General features: G+C 51.1%; 31 protein-coding genes. 26 read left to right on the top strand and 5 right to left on the bottom strand.

Annotation, left to right across the window (positions count from 1 at the left end; translation table 11 throughout):
- Positions 1-32 precede the first annotated feature (32 nt).
- A complete protein-coding gene (locus tag ACSSVF_RS00715; RefSeq protein ID WP_492404692.1) occupies positions 33-1,223 on the top strand; it encodes a GNAT family N-acetyltransferase in 1,191 nt (396 codons plus the stop codon).
- On the opposite strand, the gene ACSSVF_RS00710 is transcribed toward ACSSVF_RS00715, so the two are convergent.
- The gene (locus tag ACSSVF_RS00710; protein ID WP_492404690.1) at positions 1,166-1,918 is read right to left on the bottom strand and encodes an SDR family oxidoreductase; all 753 of its coding nucleotides are present in this window, start codon (positions 1,916-1,918) and stop codon (positions 1,166-1,168) included. The two genes, ACSSVF_RS00715 and ACSSVF_RS00710, sit on opposite strands and share 58 nt — an antisense overlap.
- 123 nt (positions 1,919-2,041) lie before the next feature.
- Here ACSSVF_RS00710 and ACSSVF_RS00705 point away from each other — a divergent pair, with 123 nt between their 5' ends.
- The 5 genes from ACSSVF_RS00705 (at position 2,042) to ACSSVF_RS00685 (ending at position 6,841) form a co-directional block, all read left to right on the top strand.
- Complete coding sequence (locus ACSSVF_RS00705; RefSeq protein ID WP_492404688.1) at positions 2,042-3,130, top strand: TIGR03790 family protein; 1,089 nt, start codon at positions 2,042-2,044, stop codon at positions 3,128-3,130.
- 140 nt (positions 3,131-3,270) lie between these two features.
- A complete protein-coding gene (gene phoR, locus ACSSVF_RS00700) occupies positions 3,271-4,509 on the top strand; it encodes a phosphate regulon sensor histidine kinase PhoR (RefSeq protein WP_492406282.1) in 1,239 nt (412 codons plus the stop codon).
- Positions 4,506-5,246 carry a hypothetical protein gene (locus tag ACSSVF_RS00695; protein ID WP_492404687.1) on the top strand — a complete coding sequence of 247 codons (741 nt, stop codon included), beginning with the start codon at positions 4,506-4,508 and terminating at the stop codon, positions 5,244-5,246. The genes phoR and ACSSVF_RS00695 overlap by 4 nt, the downstream gene beginning before the upstream one ends.
- 9 nt (positions 5,247-5,255) lie before the next feature.
- The gene (locus ACSSVF_RS00690) at positions 5,256-6,413 is read left to right on the top strand and encodes a JmjC domain-containing protein (protein ID WP_492404686.1); all 1,158 of its coding nucleotides are present in this window, start codon (positions 5,256-5,258) and stop codon (positions 6,411-6,413) included.
- Positions 6,414-6,622: 209 nt separating this feature from the next.
- A complete protein-coding gene (locus tag ACSSVF_RS00685; protein WP_055827555.1) occupies positions 6,623-6,841 on the top strand; it encodes a hypothetical protein in 219 nt (72 codons plus the stop codon).
- Positions 6,842-6,923: 82 nt separating this feature from the next.
- Here the strand turns inward: ACSSVF_RS00685 and tpiA are convergent, their stop codons facing one another.
- Positions 6,924-7,706, bottom strand: coding sequence for a triose-phosphate isomerase (gene tpiA / locus ACSSVF_RS00680; protein ID WP_492404685.1), 783 nt, complete (start codon positions 7,704-7,706; stop codon positions 6,924-6,926).
- A gap of 64 nt (positions 7,707-7,770) precedes the next feature.
- Here tpiA and ybeY point away from each other — a divergent pair, with 64 nt between their 5' ends.
- The 7 genes from ybeY (at position 7,771) to ACSSVF_RS00645 (ending at position 12,209) form a co-directional block, all read left to right on the top strand.
- Positions 7,771-8,205 (top strand): rRNA maturation RNase YbeY, encoded by a 435-nt coding sequence (gene ybeY / locus ACSSVF_RS00675; RefSeq protein ID WP_492404683.1) that lies wholly within the window; start codon positions 7,771-7,773, stop codon positions 8,203-8,205.
- A 38-nt stretch (positions 8,206-8,243) separates the two neighbouring features.
- Positions 8,244-9,041 (top strand): segregation and condensation protein A, encoded by a 798-nt coding sequence (locus ACSSVF_RS00670; protein ID WP_492404682.1) that lies wholly within the window; start codon positions 8,244-8,246, stop codon positions 9,039-9,041.
- A complete protein-coding gene (gene scpB / locus ACSSVF_RS00665) occupies positions 9,041-9,589 on the top strand; it encodes an SMC-Scp complex subunit ScpB (RefSeq protein ID WP_492404681.1) in 549 nt (182 codons plus the stop codon). Before ACSSVF_RS00670 ends, scpB begins: the two co-directional genes overlap by 1 nt.
- A 7-nt stretch (positions 9,590-9,596) precedes the next feature.
- Positions 9,597-9,944 carry a winged helix-turn-helix domain-containing protein gene (locus ACSSVF_RS00660; RefSeq protein WP_492404680.1) on the top strand — a complete coding sequence of 116 codons (348 nt, stop codon included), beginning with the start codon at positions 9,597-9,599 and terminating at the stop codon, positions 9,942-9,944.
- Between the two features lie 109 nt (positions 9,945-10,053).
- Positions 10,054-10,836: a molybdate ABC transporter substrate-binding protein gene (modA, locus tag ACSSVF_RS00655; RefSeq protein ID WP_492404678.1), complete on the top strand. Its 783-nt coding sequence runs from the start codon at positions 10,054-10,056 to the stop codon at positions 10,834-10,836.
- Positions 10,837-10,857: 21 nt separating this feature from the next.
- On the top strand, positions 10,858-11,547 hold the full coding sequence (gene modB, locus ACSSVF_RS00650; protein ID WP_492404676.1) for a molybdate ABC transporter permease subunit: 690 nt from the start codon (positions 10,858-10,860) through the stop codon (positions 11,545-11,547).
- On the top strand, positions 11,547-12,209 hold the full coding sequence (locus ACSSVF_RS00645) for an ATP-binding cassette domain-containing protein (protein WP_492404674.1): 663 nt from the start codon (positions 11,547-11,549) through the stop codon (positions 12,207-12,209). Before modB ends, ACSSVF_RS00645 begins: the two co-directional genes overlap by 1 nt.
- A gap of 14 nt (positions 12,210-12,223) precedes the next feature.
- Here ACSSVF_RS00645 and ACSSVF_RS00640 read toward each other — a convergent pair whose 3' ends face one another.
- From ACSSVF_RS00640 to nadB, 3 genes are all read right to left on the bottom strand, one after another.
- Positions 12,224-12,703 (bottom strand): FKBP-type peptidyl-prolyl cis-trans isomerase, encoded by a 480-nt coding sequence (locus ACSSVF_RS00640; RefSeq protein ID WP_379057942.1) that lies wholly within the window; start codon positions 12,701-12,703, stop codon positions 12,224-12,226.
- 62 nt (positions 12,704-12,765) lie between these two features.
- Positions 12,766-13,239 (bottom strand): thermonuclease family protein, encoded by a 474-nt coding sequence (locus ACSSVF_RS00635; RefSeq protein ID WP_492404672.1) that lies wholly within the window; start codon positions 13,237-13,239, stop codon positions 12,766-12,768.
- Between the two features lies 1 nt (position 13,240).
- Entirely contained in the window at positions 13,241-14,851 is a 1,611-nt protein-coding gene (nadB, locus tag ACSSVF_RS00630; protein WP_492404671.1) for an L-aspartate oxidase, read from the bottom strand.
- Positions 14,852-15,058: 207 nt separating this feature from the next.
- On the opposite strand from nadB, the gene rpoE reads away from it, so the two are divergent.
- The 13 genes from rpoE to ACSSVF_RS00565 all read left to right on the top strand — a co-directional run bounded on the left by rpoE (position 15,059) and on the right by ACSSVF_RS00565 (position 26,666).
- Positions 15,059-15,688 (top strand): RNA polymerase sigma factor RpoE, encoded by a 630-nt coding sequence (rpoE, locus tag ACSSVF_RS00625; protein WP_379057947.1) that lies wholly within the window; start codon positions 15,059-15,061, stop codon positions 15,686-15,688.
- Between the two features lie 100 nt (positions 15,689-15,788).
- Entirely contained in the window at positions 15,789-16,250 is a 462-nt protein-coding gene (locus ACSSVF_RS00620; protein ID WP_492404669.1) for a sigma-E factor negative regulatory protein, read from the top strand.
- Between the two features lie 101 nt (positions 16,251-16,351).
- Positions 16,352-17,221, top strand: a complete 870-nt coding sequence (locus ACSSVF_RS00615; RefSeq protein ID WP_492404667.1) for a MucB/RseB C-terminal domain-containing protein — start codon at positions 16,352-16,354, stop codon at positions 17,219-17,221.
- 298 nt (positions 17,222-17,519) lie between these two features.
- Complete coding sequence (locus tag ACSSVF_RS00610) at positions 17,520-18,944, top strand: DegQ family serine endoprotease (protein ID WP_492404665.1); 1,425 nt, start codon at positions 17,520-17,522, stop codon at positions 18,942-18,944.
- A 138-nt stretch (positions 18,945-19,082) separates the two neighbouring features.
- The gene (lepA, locus tag ACSSVF_RS00605; protein ID WP_492404664.1) at positions 19,083-20,876 is read left to right on the top strand and encodes a translation elongation factor 4; all 1,794 of its coding nucleotides are present in this window, start codon (positions 19,083-19,085) and stop codon (positions 20,874-20,876) included.
- A gap of 33 nt (positions 20,877-20,909) precedes the next feature.
- Positions 20,910-21,725, top strand: coding sequence for a signal peptidase I (lepB, locus tag ACSSVF_RS00600; RefSeq protein WP_492404662.1), 816 nt, complete (start codon positions 20,910-20,912; stop codon positions 21,723-21,725).
- Between the two features lie 48 nt (positions 21,726-21,773).
- Positions 21,774-22,139, top strand: a complete 366-nt coding sequence (locus tag ACSSVF_RS00595) for a DUF4845 domain-containing protein (protein WP_492404660.1) — start codon at positions 21,774-21,776, stop codon at positions 22,137-22,139.
- Positions 22,140-22,144: 5 nt separating this feature from the next.
- The gene (gene rnc / locus ACSSVF_RS00590) at positions 22,145-22,816 is read left to right on the top strand and encodes a ribonuclease III (protein WP_492404658.1); all 672 of its coding nucleotides are present in this window, start codon (positions 22,145-22,147) and stop codon (positions 22,814-22,816) included.
- Positions 22,813-23,715, top strand: coding sequence for a GTPase Era (gene era, locus ACSSVF_RS00585; protein ID WP_492404657.1), 903 nt, complete (start codon positions 22,813-22,815; stop codon positions 23,713-23,715). Before rnc ends, era begins: the two co-directional genes overlap by 4 nt.
- A gap of 24 nt (positions 23,716-23,739) precedes the next feature.
- Positions 23,740-24,492 (top strand): DNA repair protein RecO, encoded by a 753-nt coding sequence (recO, locus tag ACSSVF_RS00580; protein ID WP_492404655.1) that lies wholly within the window; start codon positions 23,740-23,742, stop codon positions 24,490-24,492.
- A 126-nt stretch (positions 24,493-24,618) separates the two neighbouring features.
- Positions 24,619-25,347, top strand: a complete 729-nt coding sequence (pdxJ, locus tag ACSSVF_RS00575) for a pyridoxine 5'-phosphate synthase (RefSeq protein WP_492404653.1) — start codon at positions 24,619-24,621, stop codon at positions 25,345-25,347.
- 141 nt (positions 25,348-25,488) lie between these two features.
- Positions 25,489-25,878, top strand: a complete 390-nt coding sequence (acpS, locus tag ACSSVF_RS00570; protein WP_442585726.1) for a holo-ACP synthase — start codon at positions 25,489-25,491, stop codon at positions 25,876-25,878.
- Positions 25,879-25,880: 2 nt separating this feature from the next.
- Positions 25,881-26,666 (top strand): tRNA threonylcarbamoyladenosine dehydratase, encoded by a 786-nt coding sequence (locus tag ACSSVF_RS00565; RefSeq protein WP_492406281.1) that lies wholly within the window; start codon positions 25,881-25,883, stop codon positions 26,664-26,666.
- Positions 26,667-26,697: the final 31 nt, after the last annotated feature.

Here is a 26,697-nt window from a genome sequence, read left to right as displayed (position 1 = left end):
CGGATTTCCTTATAGCATGGTATAAATTGATCATGCCTCTCAGTCATTTATCATTTACCTGGTCCCGTGGGCTGCAGGATATTTCACCCGTCGCCTGGCAATCCCTCGCTGGGCCTCACCCGATGCTGGACTACAGGTTTTTGCATGCGTTTGAATCCTCGGCTTCCGTGGACCACCAGACCGGATGGATCCCCTATTACCTGACCGTATTCGATGGCGAGCAACTGGTCGCTGCCGCTCCTTGTTACATTAAAACGCATTCATATGGGGAATATGTATTTGACTGGTCCTGGGCGGATGCGTATGAACAGGCGGGAGGCACCTATTATCCCAAGCTGATTTCTGCGATTCCTTTTTCGCCCGTCACCGGCCCGCGTTTACTGGTGCGCCCTAACTACGCTGAGCCGGAACAGCTCGCCGCCGCCATGTTGCAGCAAATGCGTGCCTTGTGTGAACAACATGGCTTGTCAGGCACACACGTGCTGTTTCCGGATGCGTTATCTGCTACGCATTGCGCAGAGCAAGGCTTGTTACGCCGTGAAGGGGTGCAGTTTCGCTGGGAAAACCAGGGCTATACGGATTGGGAAGCCTTTATGGCGGTGCTCAGTCGCGACAAGCGTAAAAAAATCCGTCAGGAAAGAAACAAAGTCACGCAGCAGGGGGTGACTTGCCGCGTGCTTAACGGGCAACAACTGACTGCGGATGAGTTGGCACTGTTTTATCAGTGCTATAGCAATACCTATCACCGGCACGGCAGCCAGCCATATTTATCGATGGCGTTTTTTGAACACATTGTCCGTGATATGCCGGACAATATTTTGCTGTTCATCGCCACGCATGCAGGTGAAGATATTGCCGCAAGCTTGTGTATATTGGGGCCGGAGTCGCTGTATGGCCGCTACTGGGGCAGTTTGCGTGATATTTCCTGCCTGCATTTTGAACTGTGTTATTACCAGCCACAGGCTTTTTGTATCAGCCATGGTATCCGTTATTTTGAAGGTGGCGCGCAAGGCGTGCATAAGTTGGCGCGTGGATTCTTGCCATATACCACTTGTTCCTACCACTGGTTAGCGCACCAGGACTTTCATCAGAGTGTAGCGCGATTTTTATCCAGGGAAGAAACCACCATGCAGCATTATGTGAATGAACTGGAAGAGCGCAGTCCTTACAAGCTGGTGGCCGAGTCTGCCAGTGATGACCTCGTCAATGATGACTCTGCATGATTACCAAGGCACAGCTTTACCGTCGTAAGCAATAAATTCACCGGATTGTGCCAGGCCAAGGTCGCAATGACTTTACGCAGCCCGGCCACGCTGGTTTCGGTATTGATCAATCCGTTCGGGCCTCCCATGTCGGTACGCACCCAGCCAGGGTGTAATAAAGCAACGGCAATATTGAATGGTTGCAGATCCAGCGCAAGACTTTTCACCACCATATTGAGCGCTGTCTTAGTGCTGCGGTAAATGTATTCACCGCCACTGCCATTATCCGCGATGCTGCCCATTTTGCTGGTCATCGCAATCACCTTGCCTTGCGAGGCACGTTGTAAATGCGTCAAAAATGCTTCTGCCAGGTAATAGGTGGTAAGGGTATTGACCTGAAAGGCATGCAGCCATGCTTGCGGGTCCGTCGTGCCTAAGCGGCTGGGTGGATAAATGCCCGCATTGCTGATCAGGATATCAATGGTCACCTCGGATAGTTGTGTTGACAGGGCGCGGATAGCGGCAATATCCGCGACATCCAGTGACAGCACATGCACGTCTGCATGCCTTGCTGCCAGCGCTTGCAGATCAGCAGCGCTGGCTACATCGCGCACGGTCGCATACACCGTATCACCTGCCTGCGCATATTGCCTGACGTATTCCAGCCCGATACCACGGTTAGCGCCAGTAATCAAAATCGTTTTAGAGGTGGTCATTGCATGCAGCTCCTTGAATCAATGTCTCTGGTATATAAAGTAATCTGGGATATGATTGAATTTTACGCGGTTTGTTCTGCCTGAACTGTATATTTATAACCCTGAATGGAGTGGCAAGTATTGATGTGTTTTAATCGAAAATTGGGTTTGTTCAGTCTTGGGCTGTGTCTGTTTTGCGTATTGATGATCAGTGAAGTGCTGGCTGGCGCAGCGGATATCAGCCGGCAATTACGCACCAGGCCCTCATTGCTCAAGCCCGAAGATGTCGCGGTTATTTACAATGTCAATGATGCACTCAGTGAAGAAGTCGCCCGTTACTATATGCAGGCGCGCCAGGTGCCGGCCGAAAACCTGATTGGTGTCGAGTTACCACGACAAAGCAAAGATGTCCTTTCCGTGGCGGAATTTGAGTCACTGAAAAGCCAGATCGAAGCCAAGCTCGGCGAACAGCAGGTATTGCTACTGGTATGGAAAACCCCATTTGCCGTGCAGTGCAACAGTCTGACCGGCGCACTTACGCTGGGGCTGGATCTCGAGCAGTGCAAAAAAACCTGTGATCCAGGCCGCGATAGCCCTTATTTTAATAGTGCGTCACTGCGTCCGTGGGCAGATCATCATATACGCCTGTCCATGTTGCTGCCGATTACCAGTGTCGATGCGGCAAAAGCATTGATCGATCGCGGCACATTGAGCGAGTTCAGCCTGAATGAAGGCAATGGCTACTTTCTGAAAACCAAAGATGCTGCGCGCACCAAGCCGCGCGAACCATTTTTCCCGCCGGATGGTATAACAGTCAAATCCAAACGGTTAACCTTGCATACGCTGAACCAGGAAACGCTTGAGAAAGGCCAGGCGGTCATGTTCTACTTCACCGGGCAAGCGCAGGTTGACTACATGCTGACCAATAATTACCTGCCTGGCGCCATTGCCGATCACCTGACCTCTTTTGGTGGCCTGCTGACCAGCAGCTTTCAAATGCCGGCCACCCGCTGGCTGGATGCGGGTGTCACTGGCAGCTATGGCACGGTGTCAGAGCCGTGTAATTACTGGCAAAAATTCCCTAATCCGCAAGTGGTGATGGCGCATTACCTGGCCGGCGAAACGCTGGTAGAGTCTTACTGGAAAAGTGTGAAATGGCCGATGCAAGGCTTGTTCGTAGGCGAGCCGCTGGCCAAGCCGTATGCTAAAAGTGCGCCTATGACTACGGAGTAATCCGCAGCTTCGCAGTCGCGTCACAATCCCGCCCCGGATGTGTCGTATAATCCCAGCCATCTGTATTTTGGGTGTTGCCTGTGCAAGATATTCGTTGGAAAGCGTTCTGGCTACTGGTTTTCTGGGCATTCTGCTGCTTGATCCTGGGTTGGGCAACTACTGCCGAGACCGCCTGGCTGGTTTACACCGTGGGTATTATTGCCTACCTGGGCGGGCATCTTTACTGGATGCATAGACTCTATCAATGGTCACTCAAACCCGGCCTTAATTTCATGCCCAATGGCAAAGGGATCTGGGAAGATATCTTTGCAAACCTCTACCAGGAAATGCGCCGACATTCGCGTAGCCAGAGCCAGCTAAGCAGCACCTTGGAAAGGTTACGTCACGCGACCAGCGCATTGCCGGATGGCGTGGTGGTGCTCAATCACCGCAACGAGATCGAATGGTTTAATGAACCGGCAGTGCAACGCTTGGGCCTCAAGCGCCAGCATGATGAAAATCAGCCTATCTATTATTTATTGCGACAGGCCGAGTTCGTGCAGTACCTGCAGCGCGAAGATTACAGTGAACCGCTTAAACTTAAATCCTGGCGCAGCCCGGATGTGTCACTCGAATTACAGATTATTCCCTTTGCCAGTAAGCAGCGCTTGCTGATTTGCCGCGATATCTCTGCCATAGAAAAAACAGAAATCATGCGCAGGGATTTTATTGCCAATGTGTCGCATGAGTTACGCACGCCGTTGACAGTGGTTGGGGGCTTTCTGGAAACCATCAGCGATATGCAAGGCGAAGTCTCGCCTGACATTCAACCTTACTTTGACATGATGCAATCGCAAACCACCCGTATGCGACGCATTATTGAGGATTTGCTGACACTATCCAGTCTGGAAAATAATGTCCTGCTCAAGGATGAAACAGATATTGCCATGGAACCACTGCTAAACCAGTTACTTAAAGATGCCAGGGCGTTGAGTCAAGGCGAGCACACCGTGACATTGCACATGGATGCCAAAGTGAATATTCGCGGCAGCTATAATGAATTGCTGAGCGCCATGAGCAACCTGACCAGTAACGCTGTGCGTTATACGCCGGAAAATGGCAAGATAGATATCTTCTGGCAGATGCAGGAGGACCAAGTGATATTCAGTGTGCAGGATACCGGCATCGGTATTGAGTCTCAGCACTTGCCCAGGCTGACTGAGCGTTTTTACCGCGTGGATAGCGGGCGCAGCAGGGACACCGGTGGCACTGGCCTTGGCCTGTCGATTGTGAAGCATATCCTGCATCATCACCAGGCGATCCTGAAAGTTGAAAGTGAACCAGGGGCGGGCAGCCGTTTCAGTATTGTATTCCCAGCGCAAAGGGTGCTTGTGGCATGAGATGGCGCGGCTGCAGCTGGATGAGCATGTTGTTGCTTGCCGCCTGTAGTACTAATCCCAGTGGCGGCTATGTGGATTCACCAAATGGCACACCAGTGCCGATGCGGCAAGACCGCAACACCTTGCATCAGTTAGTTAAAACCGATACCGACCGCTTGGCGGATATTGAATACGCCGAAAATGTCGCCAGCTTGCGCCTGTTAATGCTCAAGTTATACAAACGAAATCCTGCCGAAGCGCAAAAGTCTGGTCTGGGAACAGCGGACCAAATCGCTACCCAGGTGTTTGAGCAAGTCAGTACGCATCAGTGGAAATTTGAAGCGTTGGGCGGCGCCCAAGATACAGCAGCGATTAAACTGGCGTTGAACCCGCAATTTAGTGGTGACCGCGTGCTGGCACTGATTGTCGGATTGCAATCAATGTTATACCGCGCGCACGGCAATAAATCCGCATTTTTCCTCATTGATAGCATAGAGCCACAAAACTTGTACAATGCGGCGCGTAATGTGGAAATCGCCGTCTGGAAGCTGGGCACCGCCAAAAATGCACGCGGTGAGCTATTATTGCTCACCAACAGCATACAGGCGGATGGCCAGAACCTGAGTTTTGAACGTGAGTTCACCAAACTGATTGCGCGCACTGATTTACTGGCTTTGATGCTGGCGGAGAAGTCGCAACGCTTTATTTCCCGCTTGACGCAAAGCATTACGACTACGCCTTTCCTCCCTTTTAGATAAAAACTATTCATGCAACAAGCACTGACTTTACTTAATGGCCTGACGCCAGCTCAATTTATGGCGGAATACTGGCAAAAAAAACCATTATTGATCCGTGGTGCCATCCCTGATTTTAAAGGATTGCTGACGCCGGATGAGCTGGCAGGGTTGGCGTGTGAAACAGAAGTGCCCTCGCGCCTGATCCAGTATGATCCCGCCCATGCGCAAGAGGGTGCAGGCTGGCAAGTCACGCAGGGCCCGTTTGATGAAGAAGACTTTGCCGGCTTGCCGGCGCAGCACTGGACGCTATTGGTGCAAGGCCTGAATCACCTGTTGCCAGAAGCGCAGGCTTTGTTAACCAACTTTGACTTTATTCCAACGGCCAGGCTGGATGATGTCATGGTCAGTTACGCACCGACCGGCGGCGGCGTTGGGCCGCACCTAGACAGTTATGATGTGTTTCTTTTGCAAGGGGCGGGCAAGCGCCGCTGGTCTATCAGCCAGCAACAAGATACGCGCCTGATTGCGGATGCACCTTTACGCATCCTTTCCCATTTTGTCAGTGAGCAGGAATGGGTGCTGGAACCCGGTGATATGCTATACCTGCCGCCGAATGTGGCGCATTGGGGGGTGGCAGAAGATGATGACTGCATGACTTATTCTATCGGCTTTCGCGCACCAGCGGCCAGGGAGTTGGCGGTGGAGTTTCTCGATGCGTGCAGGCAAGAAAGCTTGCCAGATGAGCTATACCAGGACCCTGAATTGCAGCCTGTCAGCGATGCTGCGGCGATCGACCAGGCGATGGTGGAGCGGGTCAGCCGCATGCTGCAACGGTTGACCTGGCAGCCTGATGCGCTGGGGCCTTTCCTGGCGCGCTATTTTACTGAGCCCAAAGCTTATGTGGTTTTTACACCAAACCGTAAGCTCAACCAGGCAAAATTTACCGATGCCGCGCGTGCTCAGGGCATTGCACTAGACCTGCAAACGCAAATGCTGCACTGGCAGGGGCAGTATTTTATCAATGGGGAAGTGGTACATGTAGCGCCGGAAGCAAAGCATTTACTCAATACATTGGCTAACCAGCGACAACTGGACGCATCATTTTTCCAGGCTGAAAGTAGTATTCATTTACTGCCCTGGTTACTTGAGATGTATCTGCTTGGGTATCTGCATTTGGATGAAATGTGAGCTTGGCAGCGCTGATTTGAACCATTTATAGCCGATTTTTGTCAAAAAATGCAGAGTTGTTGTTCTTATACAAAAAAATCCTGTGTTTTTAATTGCACTTACATTCTTTTTTTAATAAATTACTGATACAATTTTTCCACTCGGCGGGTTCTTGGATATAGAATTGTGCCGTACACAAAATTTTGCTCATACATACTAAGGAAATAAAGATGACACGTTCTGCATTGTTGGCTGCATTGTTGGCTTTGGCTTTGACCGCTTGTGGTGAAAAACCAGCTGAAGAGGCTCCTGCTGTTGAAGCTCCTGCTGCTGAAGCTCCAGCTGCTGAAACACCAGCTGCTGAAACACCAGTTGAAGCTGCTCCTGCTGAAGCTGCTCCTGCTGAAGCTGCACCAGCTGAAGCTGCTCCTGCTGAAGAAGCTAAGTAATTCAGACAGTAATCTGGATTACCTGGTTATAAAAAAAAGCCGACGCAAGTCGGCTTTTTTTATTGCCTGTTCGTACTCACCATTAAGCTGCGGTTTTCAGTTCAGTGAGTTCATTGGCTATCTGGCAGATGCGGATGAAGTCTTCAGCGATCAATGATGCGCCACCGATCAGGCCACCATCCACATCGGGCATACTCAGTAATTGCGCTGCATTGCCCGGGTTCACACTGCCACCATAAAGCAAATCAATCTTTTCTGCGACCTGCTCATCCAGCAAGCCAATATGGCCACGGATAAATGACAAGATAGCCTGCACATGTTGCGGTGTAGCCGCTTTGCCAGATCCAATCGCCCATACCGGTTCATAGGCAATCACGCCCTGCGAGAGTGCCTGGATACCGACATGTGCGATCACCGGATTTAACTGGCGTACGACCACCAGATCGGTTTCGCCCTGTTCATATTCCTCCAGCGTTTCACCTATACACAAGATGGGCGTAAGCCCGGCTTTGATTGCTGCTTCAAACCGTTCACCGCAGCTTTCATCGCTATCATGGCCGCGCTGCCTGCGTTCTGAATGGCCAATGATTACGTAGGTGCAACCAAACTCTTTCAGCATGACGGGAGAAACCGAGCCGGTATAAGCGCCTTTCTCAAAGCGGCTCATGTTTTGCCCGCCCCAGGCGATATGGCTGTTTTGCAGGATATGTTGCGCCTGGTAAAGGTATGGATGTGGCGGGCACACGGCGTAGCGCGCCTGGTGATGCTGCGTTTGCTGCAACAGGCTTTGCATGAATTGATGATTATCCGGTACGTTGCCATGCATTTTGCGATTGGCAACCACCAGTTTCGGCCGATTCGACATCCCACGGTTTCCTTTAAGGGTTTTCTTCTTATAATGACGGATATTTTTCAGAAAACTTGACCGTATGCCGCAATTAGATTTTTCCCTGCAACTCGCCTCAGAAGAAAACAACCTGCCAACCGAGGCAGCTTTCAGGCGCTGGGTGCGTGCCGCATTGCGGGTGGATACCAGTGTCACCATCCGTATTGTGGATGCTGAGGAGGGGCGTTTGCTGAATGCGAATTATCGTGGCAGGGATTACGCGACCAATGTGCTGACGTTTCCATTAACCGAAGAGCCGCAATTGATGGGCGATATTGTGATCTGTGCCCCGGTGGTGGCGAAAGAGGCAAGTGAACAGGGCAAACCCTTGCTGGCGCATTATGCGCATATGACAGTGCATGGCGTGTTGCACCTGCATGGCTATGACCATGAAGTAGATGCGCAAGCCGATTTGATGGAAGCCATGGAGATGGCAGTCATGCAAAAACTGGGCTTTGACAACCCTTATGCCGAATAGCCTTTAATCTGCACGCGCAAATCGTTACAATCCCCAGTATGGATATCCCGGAACAAAGCCAGGTCAAAATCAATGGTGAAGCGCTCTCCGAGCTGCCGCAAGACTTGTATATTCCGCCGGATGCGCTGGAAGTTTACCTAGATACCTTTGAAGGCCCGCTGGATTTATTGCTCTACCTGATCCGCAAGCATAACCTGGATATCCTTGATATCCAGATGGCGCGGCTGACGGCGCAATACATGGCTTACGTCGAAAAGATGAAAGCCATCAAGCTCGAGCTGGCGGCTGACTACCTGTTGATGGCAGCCATGCTGATTGAAATCAAATCACGCATGCTGCTGCCGAAACCCACCGAAGTCGAAGAGGAAGACGACCCGCGCGCAGAGCTGGTCAGGCGCCTGATGGAATATGAAGCCATCAAGCTGGCCGCGCAACGCCTGGATGCCTTGCCTAAAGTGGGCGAAGAGATTGATGTCGCTGCCGCTTATTACCAGCATATCAGCCAGGTCAAGCCACCGGAAGTCAGCCTAGATGACCTGGTGGAGGCCTGGCGCAATGTGCTCAAACGCGCTAAATTAAACCAGCATCACAAGCTGGGCCGGGCCGAACTTTCGGTGCGTGAACATATGAGCCTGTTATTGCGTAGGTTAAGCACAGCAACCGTGCTCCGCTTTGATGAGCTGTTTGATCTTGAGAGCGATGGCATTCCCAAATTAGTCGTGAGTTTCCTGGCGATGCTGGAACTGGCAAAAGAAGGCCTGATCCGCATTACGCAACAGGAAGCGTTCGGGACGATTTATGTGCAGGCGCACGCTTATAGTGAGGAGGCCTCATAATGCGTGACCCGGAGAATATCCAGGAAATGAAGCAGATTTTAGAGGCAGCCCTGCTCACTTCGCCGCAGGCACTGGCGCTGGATGATTTGCTGAAACTGTTTGCTGGCCGCATGGAGCGGGCAACCTTGCGCATGCTGCTGGATGAGCTGAAAACAGACTGGTTGGGTAGAACGCTGGACCTGGTACAGGTGGCCAGTGGCTACCGCTTTCAGGCCAAGGCGGAGTACAGCGAATACCTTTCTCGCCTTAATCCTGAACGGCAGCCGAAATACTCACGCGCAGTGATGGAAACGCTGGCGATCATTGCCTATCGGCAGCCAGTCACCAGAGGTGATATTGAGCAGATTCGCGGCGTGGCCGTGAATCCGAATGTGATCCGCCAGTTGCAGGAGCGTGACTGGATAGATGTGGTTGGGCAACGCGAGGTGCCTGGCCGGCCATCGTTATACGCAACGACCAAACATTTTCTGGATGACTTGAATCTGCGCTCATTGGCAGAACTGCCGCCATTTGAAGCATTTGCACAAGCCGAAATCCCGCTGGAATAATAGATTGATGTCGCCAACTTTACTCAAAATCCGAATCAACCATGAAGGTAATACTGCGCTGGGGCCGGGAAAAATCGAACTGTTGCAGATGATAGAACAGCATGGGTCGATTTCAGCCGCAGCCAAGCAGATGCAGATGTCATACCGCCGTGCCTGGGAGCTGGTGGATGTGATGAATCGCTGTTTTGATCAGGCGGTGGTGCTGAGTACCACAGGCGGCACCCATGGCGGTGGCGCGCAGGTGACGGCATTTGGCAAATCACTCATACAAGCTTACCAGCAGATTCTGCAGAAATCGGCACAGGCGGCAATGGATGAGTTGGACCTGATCACCAGACATTTGAAAAAAATGTAATTTTTTTGGTTTTCGTAATGCGCGTATGGATATAACGATGATAGCATCATTCTTTTATGACGATTTGTTGTCAGACCTCGGTTCTTAATCAATTGACTGGAATGGAAACATGAAAAAATGGGGTGGGCTTTACCTAGCGGGCGCAAGTAAGTTGTTGTTGGTCAGCCTGTGCATGGTCGGTGGATTGGTGCAAGCAGAAGAAGGCAAGGTCAAGGTATTTGCCGCCGCAAGCCTGACTGACGTGATGAACGTGTTGGCCAAGCAATATAGCCAGCAAGCAGGGGTGCAAATCGTGCCGGTATATGGTGGCTCTGGCACGTTGGCCAAACAGCTGGAACAAGGCGCACCAGGAGACTTATTCATTTCTGCCGATGAAAAATGGATGCAATACCTGAAAGACAAGCAGTTGGTGCAAACCGCGACCATCAAGCCATGGCTGAGTAATCGCCTGGTGCTGATCACGCCATTGGCCAAACCATTAAATATCAAGACTGAAGCAGCCGCAGATGTGAATCAGCAGGCGCCTGGTTACTGGTGCACTGGGGATACACTGTCAGTGCCAGTCGGTATCTATGCCAAACAGTCGTTGACCAGCCTGGGCTGGTGGGAAAAACTCAAAGGTCGTCTGGTCAGCACACAGGATGTCCGGGCCACCTTGAATCTGGTTGAACGTGATGAGTGTGATGTCGGTATCGTTTACGCCAGTGACGCGCAATCTTCCAGCAAGGTGAAGCTGGCTGGCGAGTTCCCGGAAAACAGTCATGTACCTATTGTTTATCCTATGGCATTGTTGCCACAGGCTTCTTCGGCGACCACTGCTTTTTATCAATATCTGCAAACACCTGAAGCCAAGAAATTACTCGGCACATATGGGTTCAAACCACTGGATTAAGCTGTTGCGGTCGTAATATTTATGTGGACGTTATCCCCAGCCGAACTCGCTATCGTACTGCTTTCTCTGAAAGTGGCCGTTTGGTGCGTGGTTATTTTGCTCATCCCTGCCATGCTGATGGCTTGGTTGTTAGTCAAAAAGCGTTTCTGGGGGCAATCGCTGTTAGATGCGCTGGTGCATTTGCCTATGGTCTTGCCGCCGGTGGTGCTGGGGTATATGTTGCTGGTGCTGCTTGGACGCAGGGGGTGGGTCGGCGCCTGGTTGTATGAGCAGTTCCATATCCAGTTCACTTTCCACTGGTGGGGTGCCGTGATTGCCTCGGCAGTGATGGCGTTTCCCTTGATGGTGCGCGCCATCCGCCAGGCCTTGTATCAGGTCAATCCCTTATTGGAACAAGCCGCACAAACGCTGGGTGCTTCGCCTGTAAAAGTATTTTTTACCATCACATTGCCCTTGTCCTACCATGGCTTGCTCACGGGCGCGATTCTGGCATTTAGCCGTAGCCTGGGCGAGTTTGGCGCCACCATTACTTTTGCTGGCAATCTCGAAGGCGAAACGCGCACCTTGCCGCTGGCCATCTACAGTCTGACGCAAACGCCAGAAGGCGACGCCGCGGCGCTCAGGCTGGTGATCCTCAGTGTGCTGGTGTCTGTGTTTGCTTTGCTTGCCAGCCAATGGCTGGAAAGACGGCTGATCAGGAGCCAACGCTGATGCTACAAGTCGATATCCAGATCAGGCAGCCTTATGCGGTCGCGGCAACAGAACCAGCGTTTGTGTTAGATGCTAAGTTTGATTTAAAACCTGGCAATTGCCTGGGTATCATGGGCGCCTCAGGCTCCGGCAAGACGACTTTGCTGCATAGCCTGGCCGGGCTGTTAATGCCTGCCGGTGGCTTGATTCAAAGTCATCAGCAGAGATGGTTTGATTCAAAGCAAGGCATTCAGTTGCCACCATGGCAGCGGCAGGTGGGCATCGTTTTTCAGGATGGGCGGTTATTCCCGCATATGAATGTGCAACAGAATCTGCGCTATGGCATGCCTGAAGGGGAGCTTTCTATCTCGCTGCAAGAAGTGGTCGGTGTGCTGGATATCGGTGCTTTACTGCAGCGCAAGCCCAGCCAGTTATCCGGCGGTGAAAAGCAAAGGGTTGCCATTGGCCGTGCCTTGCTGAGCCAGCCCACCGTATTATTGATGGATGAACCATTGAGTGGGCTGGATGAAGCGCTCAAGCAGCAAGTACTGCCTTATATCAGGAAAGTGATCACCACATTTGGTTTGCCAACTTTATATGTCAGCCATGTGCGGGAAGAGGTGGCGGAAATCGCCGATGAGGTATTACAACTGGCGCAAGGGCAATTGCGCCAGCCGGTTTAAAGCCTGTTTAATGCTTAGTGATGATGACCACCGGCACCATGTACATGCTGGTGCTCGATTTCTTCTTTGTTGGCTGAACGCACATCTTTGATCGTTGCAGTGAACAACAGGCGTTGACCTGCCCATGGATGGTTGCCATCTACTACTACCTTGCCATCAGCGATATCAGTAATTGTGTACAAAATCACATCGCCAGTTTCGTCTTCACCTTCAAACTGCATGCCGACTTTTAATTCTTCAGCCGGGAAAGCGCTGGCTTGTTCGATTTGCACCAGGCCATCATCGTATTCACCAAAGCCATCTTCCGGATCCAGGCTGACTTCAATCACATCACCGACATTTTTGCCATGCATGGCTTCTTCAACTTTAGGGAAAATATTGTCGTAACCGCCATGCAGGTAAGCAACGGGTTGCTGGCTTTCCTCCAGTGTTTCGCCCTCGGTATTTTGTAGTTTGTAAGTCATGCTGACTACAGTGTTCATTGCTACTTGCATGTGAAATGTCCTAAGTTGTTCGGTAATAAAGCATTATTCTAAAGGATATTGGCGGGATATTGTCATTCTCGCTGTCGATAATGTTGACCAAAACGCTTGCGCCAAACCCAGGGCGGCGTAGGGTGAGGCTGCTGCCAGAGGCCTAATGACTGTTGTTGTGCTTGGAGTTGCAATGATGCTAATTCTGCGCGGGTGGAGTAATGGCTGTTAAACCAGGCCATGCCCTGGGCGACCTGGTATTGGCTGGCATCGATGTTGTCGCAAGCCAGGTGGCCGAGGGTGCGTCCGTAAAGGTCTGTCCCGGTTGGCTGCACAGCAATCTTGCCCGTGCAAAGAGCCATCAGGCTGCGTTTCGCCTGCTTGCCATACGTTTGCTGGGTTTCCGGTGCATCAATATCCAGCAGGCGCAGACGATAAGTGGTGCCCTGGTCACTGATTATCACGGTGTCGCCATCAATGACTTTTTGCAGTATCGGCTCGGCATGAGTGCCTGTGCTAATGGCGCATAACAGGCAAAGCAGTAAACGTGCGGACATGCTAATCGAGCAGGCTGGTGTAGTTTTCTGGTGTTAATACGGTGGGAATCGCCTCTGGCAATAGCTCAGGATAATCTTTGCTGTAGTGCAGCCCGCGGCTTTCCTCGCGTTCAATCGCGCAGCGTACGATCAACTCGGCGACTTGTAATAAGTTACGCAGCTCAATCAGGTCATGGCTGACCTTGAAGTTACTGTAGAACTCGTGCACTTCATTACGCAGCATATGGGTACGGTGTAATGCACGGCTCAACCGTTTATTGGTGCGCACAATGCCGACGTAGTTCCACATAAACCGCCGTAACTCATCCCAGGTGTGGGTAATCAGCACTTCTTCATCGGCATCGGTGACGCGGCTCTCATCCCAGTCCGGCAGCGAAATGGTCGGTTGCTGGCCAGAGGCCTGGATATCCTCCGCACAGCTCTGGCTAAATGCCAGGCATTCCAGCAGGGAGTTGCTGGCCAGGCGGTTTGCACCGTGCAAGCCGGTGCAGGCAGTCTCGCCAATCGCATACAGGCAATCGATATCGGTGCGGCCATGCATGTCTGTCATCACGCCGCCGCAGGTGTAATGCGCGGCAGGCACGACAGGAATCGGCTGTTTGCTGATATCAATGCCCAATTGCAAACAGCGTTTGTAAATATTGGGGAAGTGCGACTGGATAAATTCCAGCGGCTTATGGCTGATATCCAGGTAGACACAATCCAGGCCGCGTTTTTTCATTTCAAAGTCGATCGCCCTTGCCACCACATCGCGTGGTGCCAGCTCTGCCCGCTCATCATGCAGGTGCATAAAGCGGGTGCCGTCCGGCAGCGTCAGCAAACCACCTTCGCCACGCAAGACTTCTGAAATCAGGAATGATTTGGCATGCGGGTGGTACAAGCAGGTCGGGTGAAACTGCACAAATTCCATATTGGCGACCCGGCAACCGGCCCGCCAGGCCATGGCTATGCCGTCACCGGTGCTGATATCAGGGTTGGTGGTGTAAAGGTAAACCTTGCCAGCACCGCCAGTGGCCATCACGGTATATTGCGCCGAAAGTGTCGTCACATGGCCGGTCTGGCTATTCAATACATAAGCCCCCAGGCAGCGGTTAGGGCCGTCGTTGGCAGTCTGCTGGAAGAGCTTGTGCGTGGTGATCAGGTCAACTGCAATATGGTGTTCAAGAATGGTGATGTTCGGATGCTCGCGCACACGGTCAGTCAACGTGGTCTGCACCGCCTGGCCGGTGGCATCTGCCACATGTACGACACGCCTATGGCTATGACCGCCCTCACGCGTCAGGTGCAGGCGGTCATCCTCTGCTTCGCGCGTGAAGTTAACGCCTTGCAGCAGCAGCCATTCGATACTGGCACGGCCATTGTTGACCACCATGCGCGTGACTTCGCTATCACATAATCCGGCGCCCGCATCTAAAGTATCCTGGATATGGGCTTCTATGGAATCATCACTGTTATGTACTGCTGCGATACCGCCCTGAGCCCAGTTGCTGGCACTCATGGATAACTCGCGTTTACTGAGGATGCAGATGCGGTAATTGTCAGCCAGCCGCAAAGCGAGAGATTGCCCTGCCAGCCCACTGCCAATGATCAAGACATCAAAGACTTTATTCATATGTTGTTAAGTCGGGGGAACTTTGCGGATAAGGCGGTGTCGTACGAATGTCTGTATTGCATGTTGCATTGGCAGGCAAAAATAAGGGATGAGACGATGTTAAACACAACAAAATTAGAGGCGTTAACACGCACCGGGTTCGTCGAAAACAATACAAAAGCGTATACTACTCCCAATCAGAAAATTACCCAAGGGAGTCATCGCGATATGACTGTTCAGGCGGCAAACGCCAAACAGATAGAGAATAGAGAGTTCGACCAGTTGCTGGTTGAACGTGCCCAGCAGGGCGATAAACGCGCATTCGGATTGCTGGTCGAGAAGTACAACCGCAAGCTTGGGCGTCTATTGTCGCGTATGATTCGCGACCAGGCTGAAGTCGAGGATGTGGTTCAGGAATCCTTCATTAAAGCCTATCGTGCCTTGCACAGCTTTAGGGGTGATAGTGCCTTCTATACCTGGTTGTATCGGATAGGCATCAACACCGCTAAAAATTACCTGGTCTCTATGGGGCGTAAGCCACAAGTGATGCAAGACGTTGAAATCGAAGACGTCGAGAATTTTGATGAGGGTCAGGACATGCGTACGATGGAAACGCCTGAAACCTCACTGATGACAAAAGAAATCGCTCAAACAGTGAACGATGCGATTGGCGCCTTGCCAGAAGAATTGCGTACGGCGATCACCCTGCGCGAACTGGAAGGTTTGAGTTATGAAGACATTGCCACGGTCATGCAATGTCCGATTGGTACCGTGCGCTCACGTATTTTCCGTGCACGTGAAACCATTGCTGCAAAACTGAGACCATTGCTGGACACACCACAGCATAAGCGTTGGTAATCCAGTCCATTTTGATGCAATTATTTTTTTAAATATTAGGTGTTATGACAAATAATTTGTTAAGTGCTAACATAAAAACATTGATTGATTTGGGGTTATTATGAAGCAGCAATTGTCCGCTTTAATTGACGGCGAAGCCGATCTTGAGCGCTGTGAACATATCTTTCTCGCGGCAAAATCTACCGGAGAAGTAGCGCAGGCCTGGCAGGATTATCACGTCATCCGTGATGTCATCCGTGAAGAATATTGGGTGCAGCCGGATATGACCAGCCGCATCATGGCAGCGTTGAACGATGAGCCTGTCGTGCTGGCACCGAAAACCACTGCTCAACAGACAGTGACAGAAATACGCCCGCGACCGAGTAAATACATCTGGTCAATCGCGGCATCTGTAGCAGCCGCTTTTTTTGTAGGCATGTTTGTACTCAACCAGCCAACAGCGGTTGAAACGGTGCAGATTGCTGATAGCGAAACTGACCAGTATGTCATGGCGCATCACAACTATTCCCCTAATAGTGCGACTTACTACATCCACAATGTAACTTACAACGCTGGCGAATAAATTTAACTGTGATTGGTATGTCTGTGCAGTCTGTAATTCGTGTGTTGTTCGCGTGTATGCTCTGCCAGCAGGCATGGGCGGAAGAAGACTTATGGCCCACTATGCAAAAAACCGCATCCGCGGCCAGAGAGCTTAACTACCAAGGGTTATTTATCTACCACAACGGGGCGATTATTCGCTCCGTTCAAATTACGCACATCAATGAAGCTGGACGTGAATTCACCCGTAATGTCGTATTAGATGGCCGCCCGCGTGAAGTGTTTAGCGAAGGCGATGATATTGTCATTTTTAACGCTAAAAATGACAAAGTCGTGATTGAAAAACGGCGTGGCCAGAATCTTTTCCCGGCCATGTTGCCGACCCAGTTGCAACCCCTCAAGCAAAACTACAAGTTGAAATTTATCGGCCAGGAGCGCATCGCCGGAAGGTTGGCGCAAGTGATCGATATGATCCCGAATGACAATCTGCGCTACCAGTACCGCGTGTGGTCTGATAGTGAATATGGCTTGCTGCTTAAAATGAGTATGCTGGATACGCAAGGCCATACCTTGGAACAAATTGGCTTTAACCAGGTTTCCATGCTGCAAACCAAGGATCTGGACTGGTTCCAGCCCAAGATTGACGCCTCCAAGCCTTATGTGATGGACGACACCACCGATTTGACCCATGTGGAAAATAACCTGGTGATCGCTAATCTGCCTGCCGGGTATAAGAAAGTAGACCAGATTCGCCTGCGTGTCCCAGGCAGGGCAGTGCCGGTGCAGCAATTGATTTTTTCTGATGGCCTGGCTTCGGTGTCCCTGTTTGTCGAGCCAGTGATTAAAGGCATGCAGCCGCGCATCGGTAAAAAAACCATGGGTTCCACTAATGTCTATGCGCATGTGTTAAATGGCTATCAACTCGTGGTCGTTGGCGAAGTGCCTGCACTAACCGTTGAGCAGATCGCGCAGCAGGTCACTTTTAAAAAATAATTAAATCAATCACTTTTCCCCACACTGCATGCATCATGCATTTCCACCAACCACTAGAATCCTTGCCTTTTTTAATCTAGGACGACTTTCTGTCATGAATGTTGAGTACGCTAGTTGCGTCTGGGATAGTGTGATGTGTGGCAATGAAGTTCAGCCCCTTGTTTTTACGTTGACAGGGCGCCATGTGAGGAAAGTGTTTTAACAACGTTCAAAGTGTGAAGGCAGTAGAGTGCCCCGGCATTTTGAATATATCTTGAAAATATTGAAGTTTTGAATTGATTAAATAATAGGAAAAATCATGATGAAGCAATTGATTTCTGGCGTGCTGCTGGCATGCACCATGTCATTAAATATGTTTGTCATGCCAGTGCAGGCCAAGGATTTGCCTGACTTCACTGAACTGGCGGAAAAACAAGGGCCAACCGTGGTCAACATCAGCATTACTTCAGTGGTTCACGGTGGTGGCGGGATGGGCTTCCCGGGTATGCCTAATGATGAAAACCTGCAAGAATTGCTGCGCCGTTTCGGCATTCCGGGGATGCCCGGCATGCCTGGGCAAGAAGGTGGGCAGGATTATAAAACCCAGTCATTGGGCTCAGGGTTTATTATCAGTAGTGATGGTTATATTTTGACCAATGCGCACGTGGTGAGTGAGGCGGATGAAGTGCTGGTCAAACTGTCTGACAAGCGCGAATTCAAGGCGAAAATCATTGGTGCCGACAAACGTACTGACGTAGCGCTGATTAAAATTGAGGCAACAGGTTTGCCTAAGGTCGTAGTAGGTGACCCAAGCGCGCTGAAAGTTGGTGAGTGGGTGGCCGCGATTGGCTCCCCATTTGGCCTGGAAAATACCATGACAGCCGGGATTGTCAGTGCCAAAGGCCGTGCGCTGCCTCAAGAAAATTATGTGCCGTTTATCCAGACCGATGTTGCTATCAACCCTGGTAACTCCGGTGGCCCGCTGTTCAACCTGCGTGGTGAAGTAGTTGGTGTCAATTCGCAGATATACAGTAAAAGCGGTGGCTCCATGGGCTTGTCATTCAGTATCCCGATTGATGTTGCCATTGATATCTCTAACCAGTTGAAGTCAAGCGGCCGTATTTCCCGTGGCTGGCTAGGTATTGGTATCCAGGAAGTGACTAAAGACCTGGCGGATTCATTTGGCCTGAAACAAACCAGTGGCGCATTGATCGCCGGTGTTGAGAAAAACAGCCCGGCTGACAAAGGTGGCCTAGAAGTCGGCGATATCATCCTCAAGTTTGATAACAAGCCGATTGTGACTTCTGCAGACTTGCCGCGTGTGGTCGCTTCTATCAAGCCAGGTAAAGTGGTGCCGGTAGAAATTGTACGTAAAGGCGCCAGCAAAACCTTGCAGCTAGGCGTGGGTGAAATGCCGAATGAGCAAGCGGATGCGCCAGCTTCGAGCAAAGAGCCTTCCAAGCCGGAAGCCAATAAAATCGGTTTGACCTTGCGCGAACTGACGCCGCAGCAAAAGAAAAAACTGAACGGCAAAAATGGCCTGCTGGTGGCAGAAAGCGTGGGCGCAGCTGCCCAGGCAGGTATCCGCCGCGGGGATGTGATTCTGGGACTGAACAATAGTGAAAGCCAAAGCGTAGACCTGTTCAATAAACAAATCAACGCGGTTGCTGCCGGAAAAACAGTCGCGGTGCTGGTGCTCAGAGGTGAAAATACCTTGTATGTCCCGATCAAGGTCAGCAAGTAAAGGGCGGTTTTAAAGCGCGCTGCAGCTTGGGCGATCTAAAATAAATCCCTGGTAAATAGGCGTTTGCTGTAAAATGCCAGCAAATTCGGAAAGGCGCGTTAAGCGCCTTTCTTGCTTGTAATCAACCTATAGCTGAACATGAAGAATATTCGTAATTTCTCGATTATTGCCCACATTGACCATGGCAAATCGACACTGGCTGATCGCATCATTCAGGTGTGCGGTGGCCTGGAGGCGCGCGAAATGGAAGCGCAGGTGCTGGATAGCATGGATATCGAGCGTGAGCGTGGCATTACGATCAAAGCGCAAACAGCGGCCTTGCAATACAAAGCCAACAACGGTGAAACCTATTATCTCAACCTGATTGATACGCCAGGGCACGTGGATTTCAGTTATGAGGTCAGCCGCTCATTATCAGCCTGTGAAGGCGCACTGCTGGTGGTCGATGCCTCGCAAGGGGTGGAAGCACAAAGCGTAGCTAACTGCTATACCGCCATTGAACTGGGCGTCGAAGTCACGCCCGTGCTCAATAAAATTGACCTGCCTTCTGCCGACCCTGCACGCGTCTCGCAAGAGATTGAAGATGTGATTGGCGTGGATGCCACCGATGCTGTGCGCTGCTCAGCCAAAACCGGCGAAGGTGTGCGCGATGTGCTGGAAGAAGTCGTCGCCAAAGTGCCACCACCAGTAGGTGATGTCGATGGACCATTAAAAGCATTAGTGATCGATGCCTGGTTTGATAACTATGTAGGCGTAGTGATGCTGGTGCGCGTGGTCGATGGCGTTTTGCGTGCTAAAGAAAAAATCCGCCTGATGGCGACCGGTGCTGAATATTTATGTGAGCAGGTAGGTGTGTTTACGCCTAAATCCCTGCCACGTCCGCAGTTGAGCGCAGGTGAAGTAGGTTTTATTATCGCCGGTATTAAAGAGCTGGCAGCGGCTAAAGTCGGTGATACGGTAACCTTAGCTGGCAGGCAGGCCGCTGCACCATTGCCTGGTTTTAAAGAAGTCAAACCGCAAGTGTTTGCGGGCTTGTATCCGGTGGAATCCAACCAGTTTGAAGCCTTGCGTACCGCGCTGGAAAAACTCAGGCTGAATGATTCCAGCCTGCAATTCGAGCCGGAAAACTCCACTGCCCTGGGCTTTGGTTTCCGCTGCGGCTTTTTGGGCTTGCTGCATATGGAAATCGTACAAGAGCGTTTAGAGCGCGAGTACGATATGGACCTGATCACTACCGCGCCGACTGTGATTTACGAGTTGTTGCTGAAAACTGGTGAAGTGGTACAGATTGAAAACCCGTCGCGCCTGCCTGAACCTTCCCGCGTGGAAGAGATCCGCGAGCCTATGATTGTGGTCAATCTGTTGATGCCACAAGATTATGTCGGCCCGGTGATGACCTTATGTAATAACAAGCGCGGCATCCAGCGCAATATGCAATATATGGGTCGCCAAGTGATGCTCAACTACGAAATGCCACTCAATGAGGTGGTGCTCGATTTCTTTGATAAACTAAAATCCGTGTCCCGTGGTTATGCTTCCATGGATTATGAATTCCTCGAGTTCCGTGCCGCTGAACTGGTGAAGCTGGATATCATGGTCAATGGCGAGCGCGTCGATGCGTTAAGCCTGATTGTGCACCGTGCGAATAGCATTTATCGCGGGCGTGAGCTGGTCTCTAAAATGCGCGAGTTGATTCCGCGCCAGATGTTTGATATTGCCATTCAGGCCGCCATTGGCGCCAATATCATTGCGCGTGAAACAGTGAAAGCCATGCGTAAAAACGTGATTGCCAAATGTTATGGTGGTGATGTCTCACGTAAACGCAAGTTGCTGGATAAACAAAAAGAAGGTAAAAAGCGCATGAAGCAGGTCGGTAATGTGGAAATCCCACAAGAAGCCTTCCTGGCGATTCTGCGCGTTGAAGATAAATAAAACGGGAAAACCCGCTTTCTACAGGGAACGAGCATGTATTTTGCAATTTTTATGTTAGTGATTTTGCTGGTATCCGGTGCCATCTGGTTGCTGGATATTCTGATTTTGCGCAAGCAACGCCAGAATAGTGCTTTGGGCGAGGTGCCGGACCCGTGGTATGTGGAATACAGCAAAAGCTTTTTCCCTGTCATCCTGCTGGTGTTTACCGTGCGTTCGTTTATTGTAGAACCGTTCAAGATCCCTTCCGGTTCCATGATGCCGACGCTGCTGGCTGGTGATTATATCCTGGTCAATAAATTCACTTATGGCCTGCGTGTGCCTATCCTGAACAACGTGTTTTACCCGGTCGACAAGCCAAAACGTGGCGATGTGTTTGTGTTTCATTTTCCGCCTGACCCATCGATTGATTACATCAAACGCGTCATCGGTTTGCCTGGCGACAAGATTCAATACCGAGACAAGCAACTGACGATTAACGACAAAGTCATCAACCTGGATTTCATTGAGCCATACAAATATGCCTTGAATGTGAATGACGAAAGCGGCAGTTCACGTGCGGTAGATGTGACGGCATCGCGCCTGAGTGAGCAGCTGGGCAACGTCAAACATGATGTATTGATTCATGACATCATGAATCAATACAGCCCCGGCAGCCTGGGTGATCGCCTGATGCAAGGCGAAGTGGTCACCGTGCCTGAAGGTGAGTACTATGCCATGGGTGATAACCGCGATAACAGTTCGGATAGTCGTGTCTGGGGCTTTGTTTCTGAGAAGCACCTGGTAGGCCGGGCGTTCTTTATCTGGTTTAACTTTGACCAGTGGCGCCGTATCGGGCAAAGTATAGGTTAAGCGCGCTGGCTAACATGTTGGCAGCTGCAATTTGTGAGGAGAAAGCAGATGAAATGTTCTAGTATTTCAGCACGCGCACAACATGGGCTTGGCTTGCTTGGTTTCCTGCTGGTGTTAACCGCGGTGGGTATCTTTGGTATGGTCGCTTTAAAAACACTGCCTTCCTATATGGAGTATTTCTCCATTCAATCGACAGTCAACCGTATTGCACATGACCCCATGTTGCAAACTGACGCCGATATCCGTACGGCATTTGACCGTCAGATGCACGTCGACATGATCAAAACGGTACAAGGCAGCGACCTGAATGTGGTCGGTGGCGTGGTGACCGTGCGTTATCAAAAAACGATCCCGCTCACAGATACCATCAGTTTGCTGATTGATTTTGATGCGACCAGCAAGGCATCGCAGTAGGTGAGATGAGCGCGCTCCCGGTATTACAAACCCGTATTGGTTACAGCTTCACGCAGCCAGTCTTGCTGCAGCAAGCACTCACGCATCGCAGCTTTTCGGCCAATAATAATGAGCGGCTGGAATTTTTGGGCGATAGCGTACTCAACTTTATTATTGCGCACCAGCTGTTCAATTTATTCCCTGATCTACCTGAGGGCGATCTTAGCCGGTTACGGGCCAAGCTGGTCAAAGAGTCCAGCCTGGCTGAAATCGCTATTACGCTGAATCTTGGCGATGCACTGAAACTAGGTGAAGGCGAACTGAAGAGCGCCGGCTGGCGCAGGCCTTCTATTCTGGCAGATGCGCTGGAAGCGATTGTGGGCGCAGTCTACCTGGATGGTGGTTTTAGTGCTGCCGAACAAGTGGTCGCTTTGCTCTATCGCGAAACGCTGACCACCATCAACCCCAACGCGATTGATAAAGACGCCAAATCGCAGTTGCAGGAATACCTGCAAAGTAAAAAAATGGATCTGCCTGAATACCAGGTGGTGACGATCGAGGGCGAGGCGCACGCGCAGACCTTTACCGTGCAATGTTTTATCAAAAAACTTAAACTCACCACCACCGGTGCGGGCACTAGCCGCCGCGTGGCGGAACAGCAGGCGGCCAAGCTCGCCATGGAAAAAATTCAATCATGACAGAACACATACAGCTAACTGAAGACTTTCGTTGCGGCACGGTCGCCATCGTCGGTCGCCCCAATGTCGGTAAATCGACATTGCTGAACCATATTTTAGGCCTGAAGTTAGCCATTACTTCCCGCAAGGCACAGACCACCCGCCACCGTCTGCTGGGCATACACACCACTGAAGATACGCAGTTCCTGTTTGTGGATACGCCTGGCTTTCAGCAAAAACATATCAATGCCCTGAACAAGACACTGAACAAAACAGTGACGCAGGTATTGTCTGAAGTCGATGTCGTGTTGTTTGTGATTGAGCCGATGAAACTGGGCGAGGCCGATGAATTGGTCCTGAAAATGTTACCTACGAACAAGCCGGTATTGCTGGTAGTGAATAAGGCAGACTTGATGGGCGACAAAGGTAATTTACTGCCACTGATTCAAGACTTTGATCAGCTGTTTGATTTCGCAGGGATTATTCCGGTCAGCGCTAAAAAGAACCAGAATCTGGATGAGTTGCTGGCTGCTGTACGCGAGCATTTGCCAGAGCAACCCGCCATATATGGTGAAGATGAATTAACCGATAAGAATGAGCGCTTTTTAGCCGCCGAGCTTATCCGCGAAAAAATCTTCAGATTGGTTGGCGATGAGCTGCCTTACTCGATGACAGTAGAAATCGAGAAGTTTGAAACCATTAAAAAACTACGCCGTATCTTTGCCGTGATTATTGTCGATAAAGATAGCCAGAAACCGATGATTATTGGCAAGGGTGGCGAGAAGCTCAAGCAAATCTCCACCGAAGCGCGCCAGGACATGGAAAAGTTGTTCGGTTCTAAAGTCTACCTGGAAACCTGGGTCAAGGTTAAAGGTGGCTGGGCGGATGACGAACGGGCACTCAAAAGCCTGGGTTTTTAGTCGTCAGGACCGGCAGGCAGCACCATGGCTGTGAGCACCCCCAACACTGCCGCACTCAAGCAGTCGCTACAGCCGGTCTTTATCCTGCATACCTATCCGTTTAAAGAAACCAGCCTGGTGGTTGAAATGTTCAGCCGTGATTTTGGCCGGATCGCCGGGGTTGCCAAAGGCGCACGCAGGCCACTATCCGCCATGCGCGGCATGCTGCAATCTTTCCAGCAACTGGCGGGTACCTGGTCGGGCAAAAATGAGTTGAAAACCCTGCACGGCCTCGAATGGCTGACCGGCCTGACCCTGCTGAGGGGCGACGCCCTGATGTGCGGGTTTTACATGAATGAATTGCTGTTGCGCCTGCTGCCGCGCGATGACGCACATGCGCAACTATTTGAGTATTATGCGCAAACCGTACAATTACTTTCTTCACTCGCACACGAAACCGGCAGCGGCCAACTGGCTGAGATCATGCGCAGGTTTGAATTGAAGATGTTGCAGGAACTAGGCTATGCCGTGCCGCTGACACATGATGAAAACGGCGAAATTATCCATGCTGATGAAACCTACCGGTTTGAAGCAGATTATGGCGCCTGCGCACCAGCGGTGACTAAAAATGGCGTGTTGATCCAGGGCGTGACCTTGCTTGATATGGCACGCGGCAGTTATAGCAACGCCACCACACAAACACAAAGCAAGCAGTTGATGCGTTATCTGTTACAGCATTACCTGGGCGAAAAACCGTTGCATACGCGGCAACTGTTAGTCGATCTGCAAGGATTCTGATTTCTCTCGATTGGTATTCGCTGCATCAGAATGTTGAGGCCGCAGGATGGCTACGTTTATAATTGCAGTCAATTCAGTCTGCTAGCCAAAGTCATCAAAAGTAACTATTTTCAAACGAAAGTCACTATGTTAAAACTAGGTGTGAATATCGACCACGTTGCCACTATTCGTCAGGCGCGTGGTACCAAATATCCAAGTGTGGTTCAGGCCGCACTGCGTGCCGAACAATCTGGCGCGGATAGCATTACCCTGCATTTGCGTGAAGACCGCCGTCATATGCAGGATGCCGATATTTTTGCGCTGCGCCCTTTGCTGCAAACCAAGATGAACCTGGAATGTGCAGTCACTGATGAAATGCTGGATATTGCGATACAGGTCAAACCACAGGATGTTTGCCTGGTGCCCGAGCGCCGCGAAGAACGCACTACCGAAGGCGGCCTGGATGTGCTTACGCATTATGCAAAAGTGGAGCATGCCGTTAAAAAACTGTCTGAGCAGGGCATACGTGTTTCCCTGTTTATTGCGCCGGATTTAGCGCAGATTGACGCTGCCATCAAGATAGGCGCGCCAGTGATCGAAATCCATACCGGCACCTTCGCCGATGCGGAAACCGATAAAACGCAAACTGAAGAGTTACGCCGAGTAGAGACGGCGCTATACCATGCGAAAGCTGGCGGCCTGGTCGTCAATGCCGGGCACGGCCTGCATTACCACAACGTGCATCACATCGCGCGCTTGCCCGGCTTTGAAGAATTGAACATCGGCCATGCCATCGTCGCGCATGCGCTGTTTGTCGGCTGGGATCATGCCGTGCGGGAAATGAAAGCCCTGATGAAAGAATTCTCAACCAGGTAGGCTGGGTATATGCAGCGATGCTACATATGCAATGCATTACCCTGAAAGCTTAAAGCAGCAGTGATAGAAGTGGATCCGGCGTTTGACTAGTACCTTCAACGCCGCAGATAAATGCAAGGGATGAGTTTGCGAGGTGGCCATATGATTTTCGGAATTGGGACAGATATCGTTGAAGTCGAGCGCATACAAGCATCGCTGGATCAGTTTGGTGAACCTTTTGCCAAGCGGATTCTGGCTGATTCTGAGTGGGAAGATTATCAGGCCAGCCAGTTGAAAGCGCGCTTTCTCGCCAAACGGTTTGCCGCCAAAGAAGCCTTTGCCAAAGCCATAGGCACAGGCATACGCGGCGACGTCAGTTTCCACAATATTGCAGTCACCCACGATGCCCTGGGGAGACCGTTGTTGCAACTGGCGCCGACCTTGCAGGCCTTCCTCAAGCAGCATCATATCCATCAATCGCACATCAGCATCAGCGATGAGAAGAACCTGGCATTGGCCTATGTGGTGCTGGAAACAGTGAGCACCAAGTGAACTTGCCCACGCCTGTTGAACTGGATATCGAACGTCGTTTTTCCGGCGTACGCCGTCTCTATGGAGAGCAAGGCTTGCAGCGACTGCAAACTGCGCATGTACTGGTAATTGGTATTGGTGGTGTCGGCTCGTGGACGGTAGAAGCGTTGGCGCGTAATGCGGTGGCTAGATTAACCCTGGTGGATCTGGATAATATTGCGGAGTCTAATATCAACCGGCAGATTCACGCGCTGGATGCAAACATAGGCAAAGCCAAAGTGACTGCCATGCGTGAGCGCATCGCACAGATTAATCCGCTGTGTGAAGTGGTAGAAGTGGAAGATTTTATATCTACGGAAAATATGGCCGCTGTATTAGAAGCCCGCCCTGATGTCGTCGTCGACTGCATGGATGATACCAAAGCAAAAATTGCGCTGGCGGCGTATTGCAAGCAGCAGCAATTACCATTGGTGATCGTGGGTAGCGCGGGCGGCAAGCTGGATGCGACGCGCATACGCCTGGCCGACCTGGCACATGTGCAAGGTGACCGCATGCTGGCGAAAGTCCGCAACCAGTTGCGGCGCGACCATGGTTTTGCGAAGGCCAGCGATCATAAAAAATCTGCCAAATTTGGTATCACGGCTGTCTATTCTGACGAGCCGGTAGAAAAACCTGTCGAGGCATGTGAAGCAGAAACCGGGCTGACCGGATTGCATTGTGCGGGCTACGGTTCCAGTATTTGTGTCACTGCCAGCTTTGGCTTTGTGGCGGCACAACATGCGCTGCAACAATTAGTGTTTGCTGATTAATCCCTTCCTTGTGGTTCGCCTGTTTGGCGTC

The organism is Methylophilus sp. E2MeOHC9, from assembly GCF_058744375.1.
The sequence above is the reverse complement of the archived record's forward strand: the minus strand, read 5'-3'. Positions and strand labels throughout refer to the sequence as shown.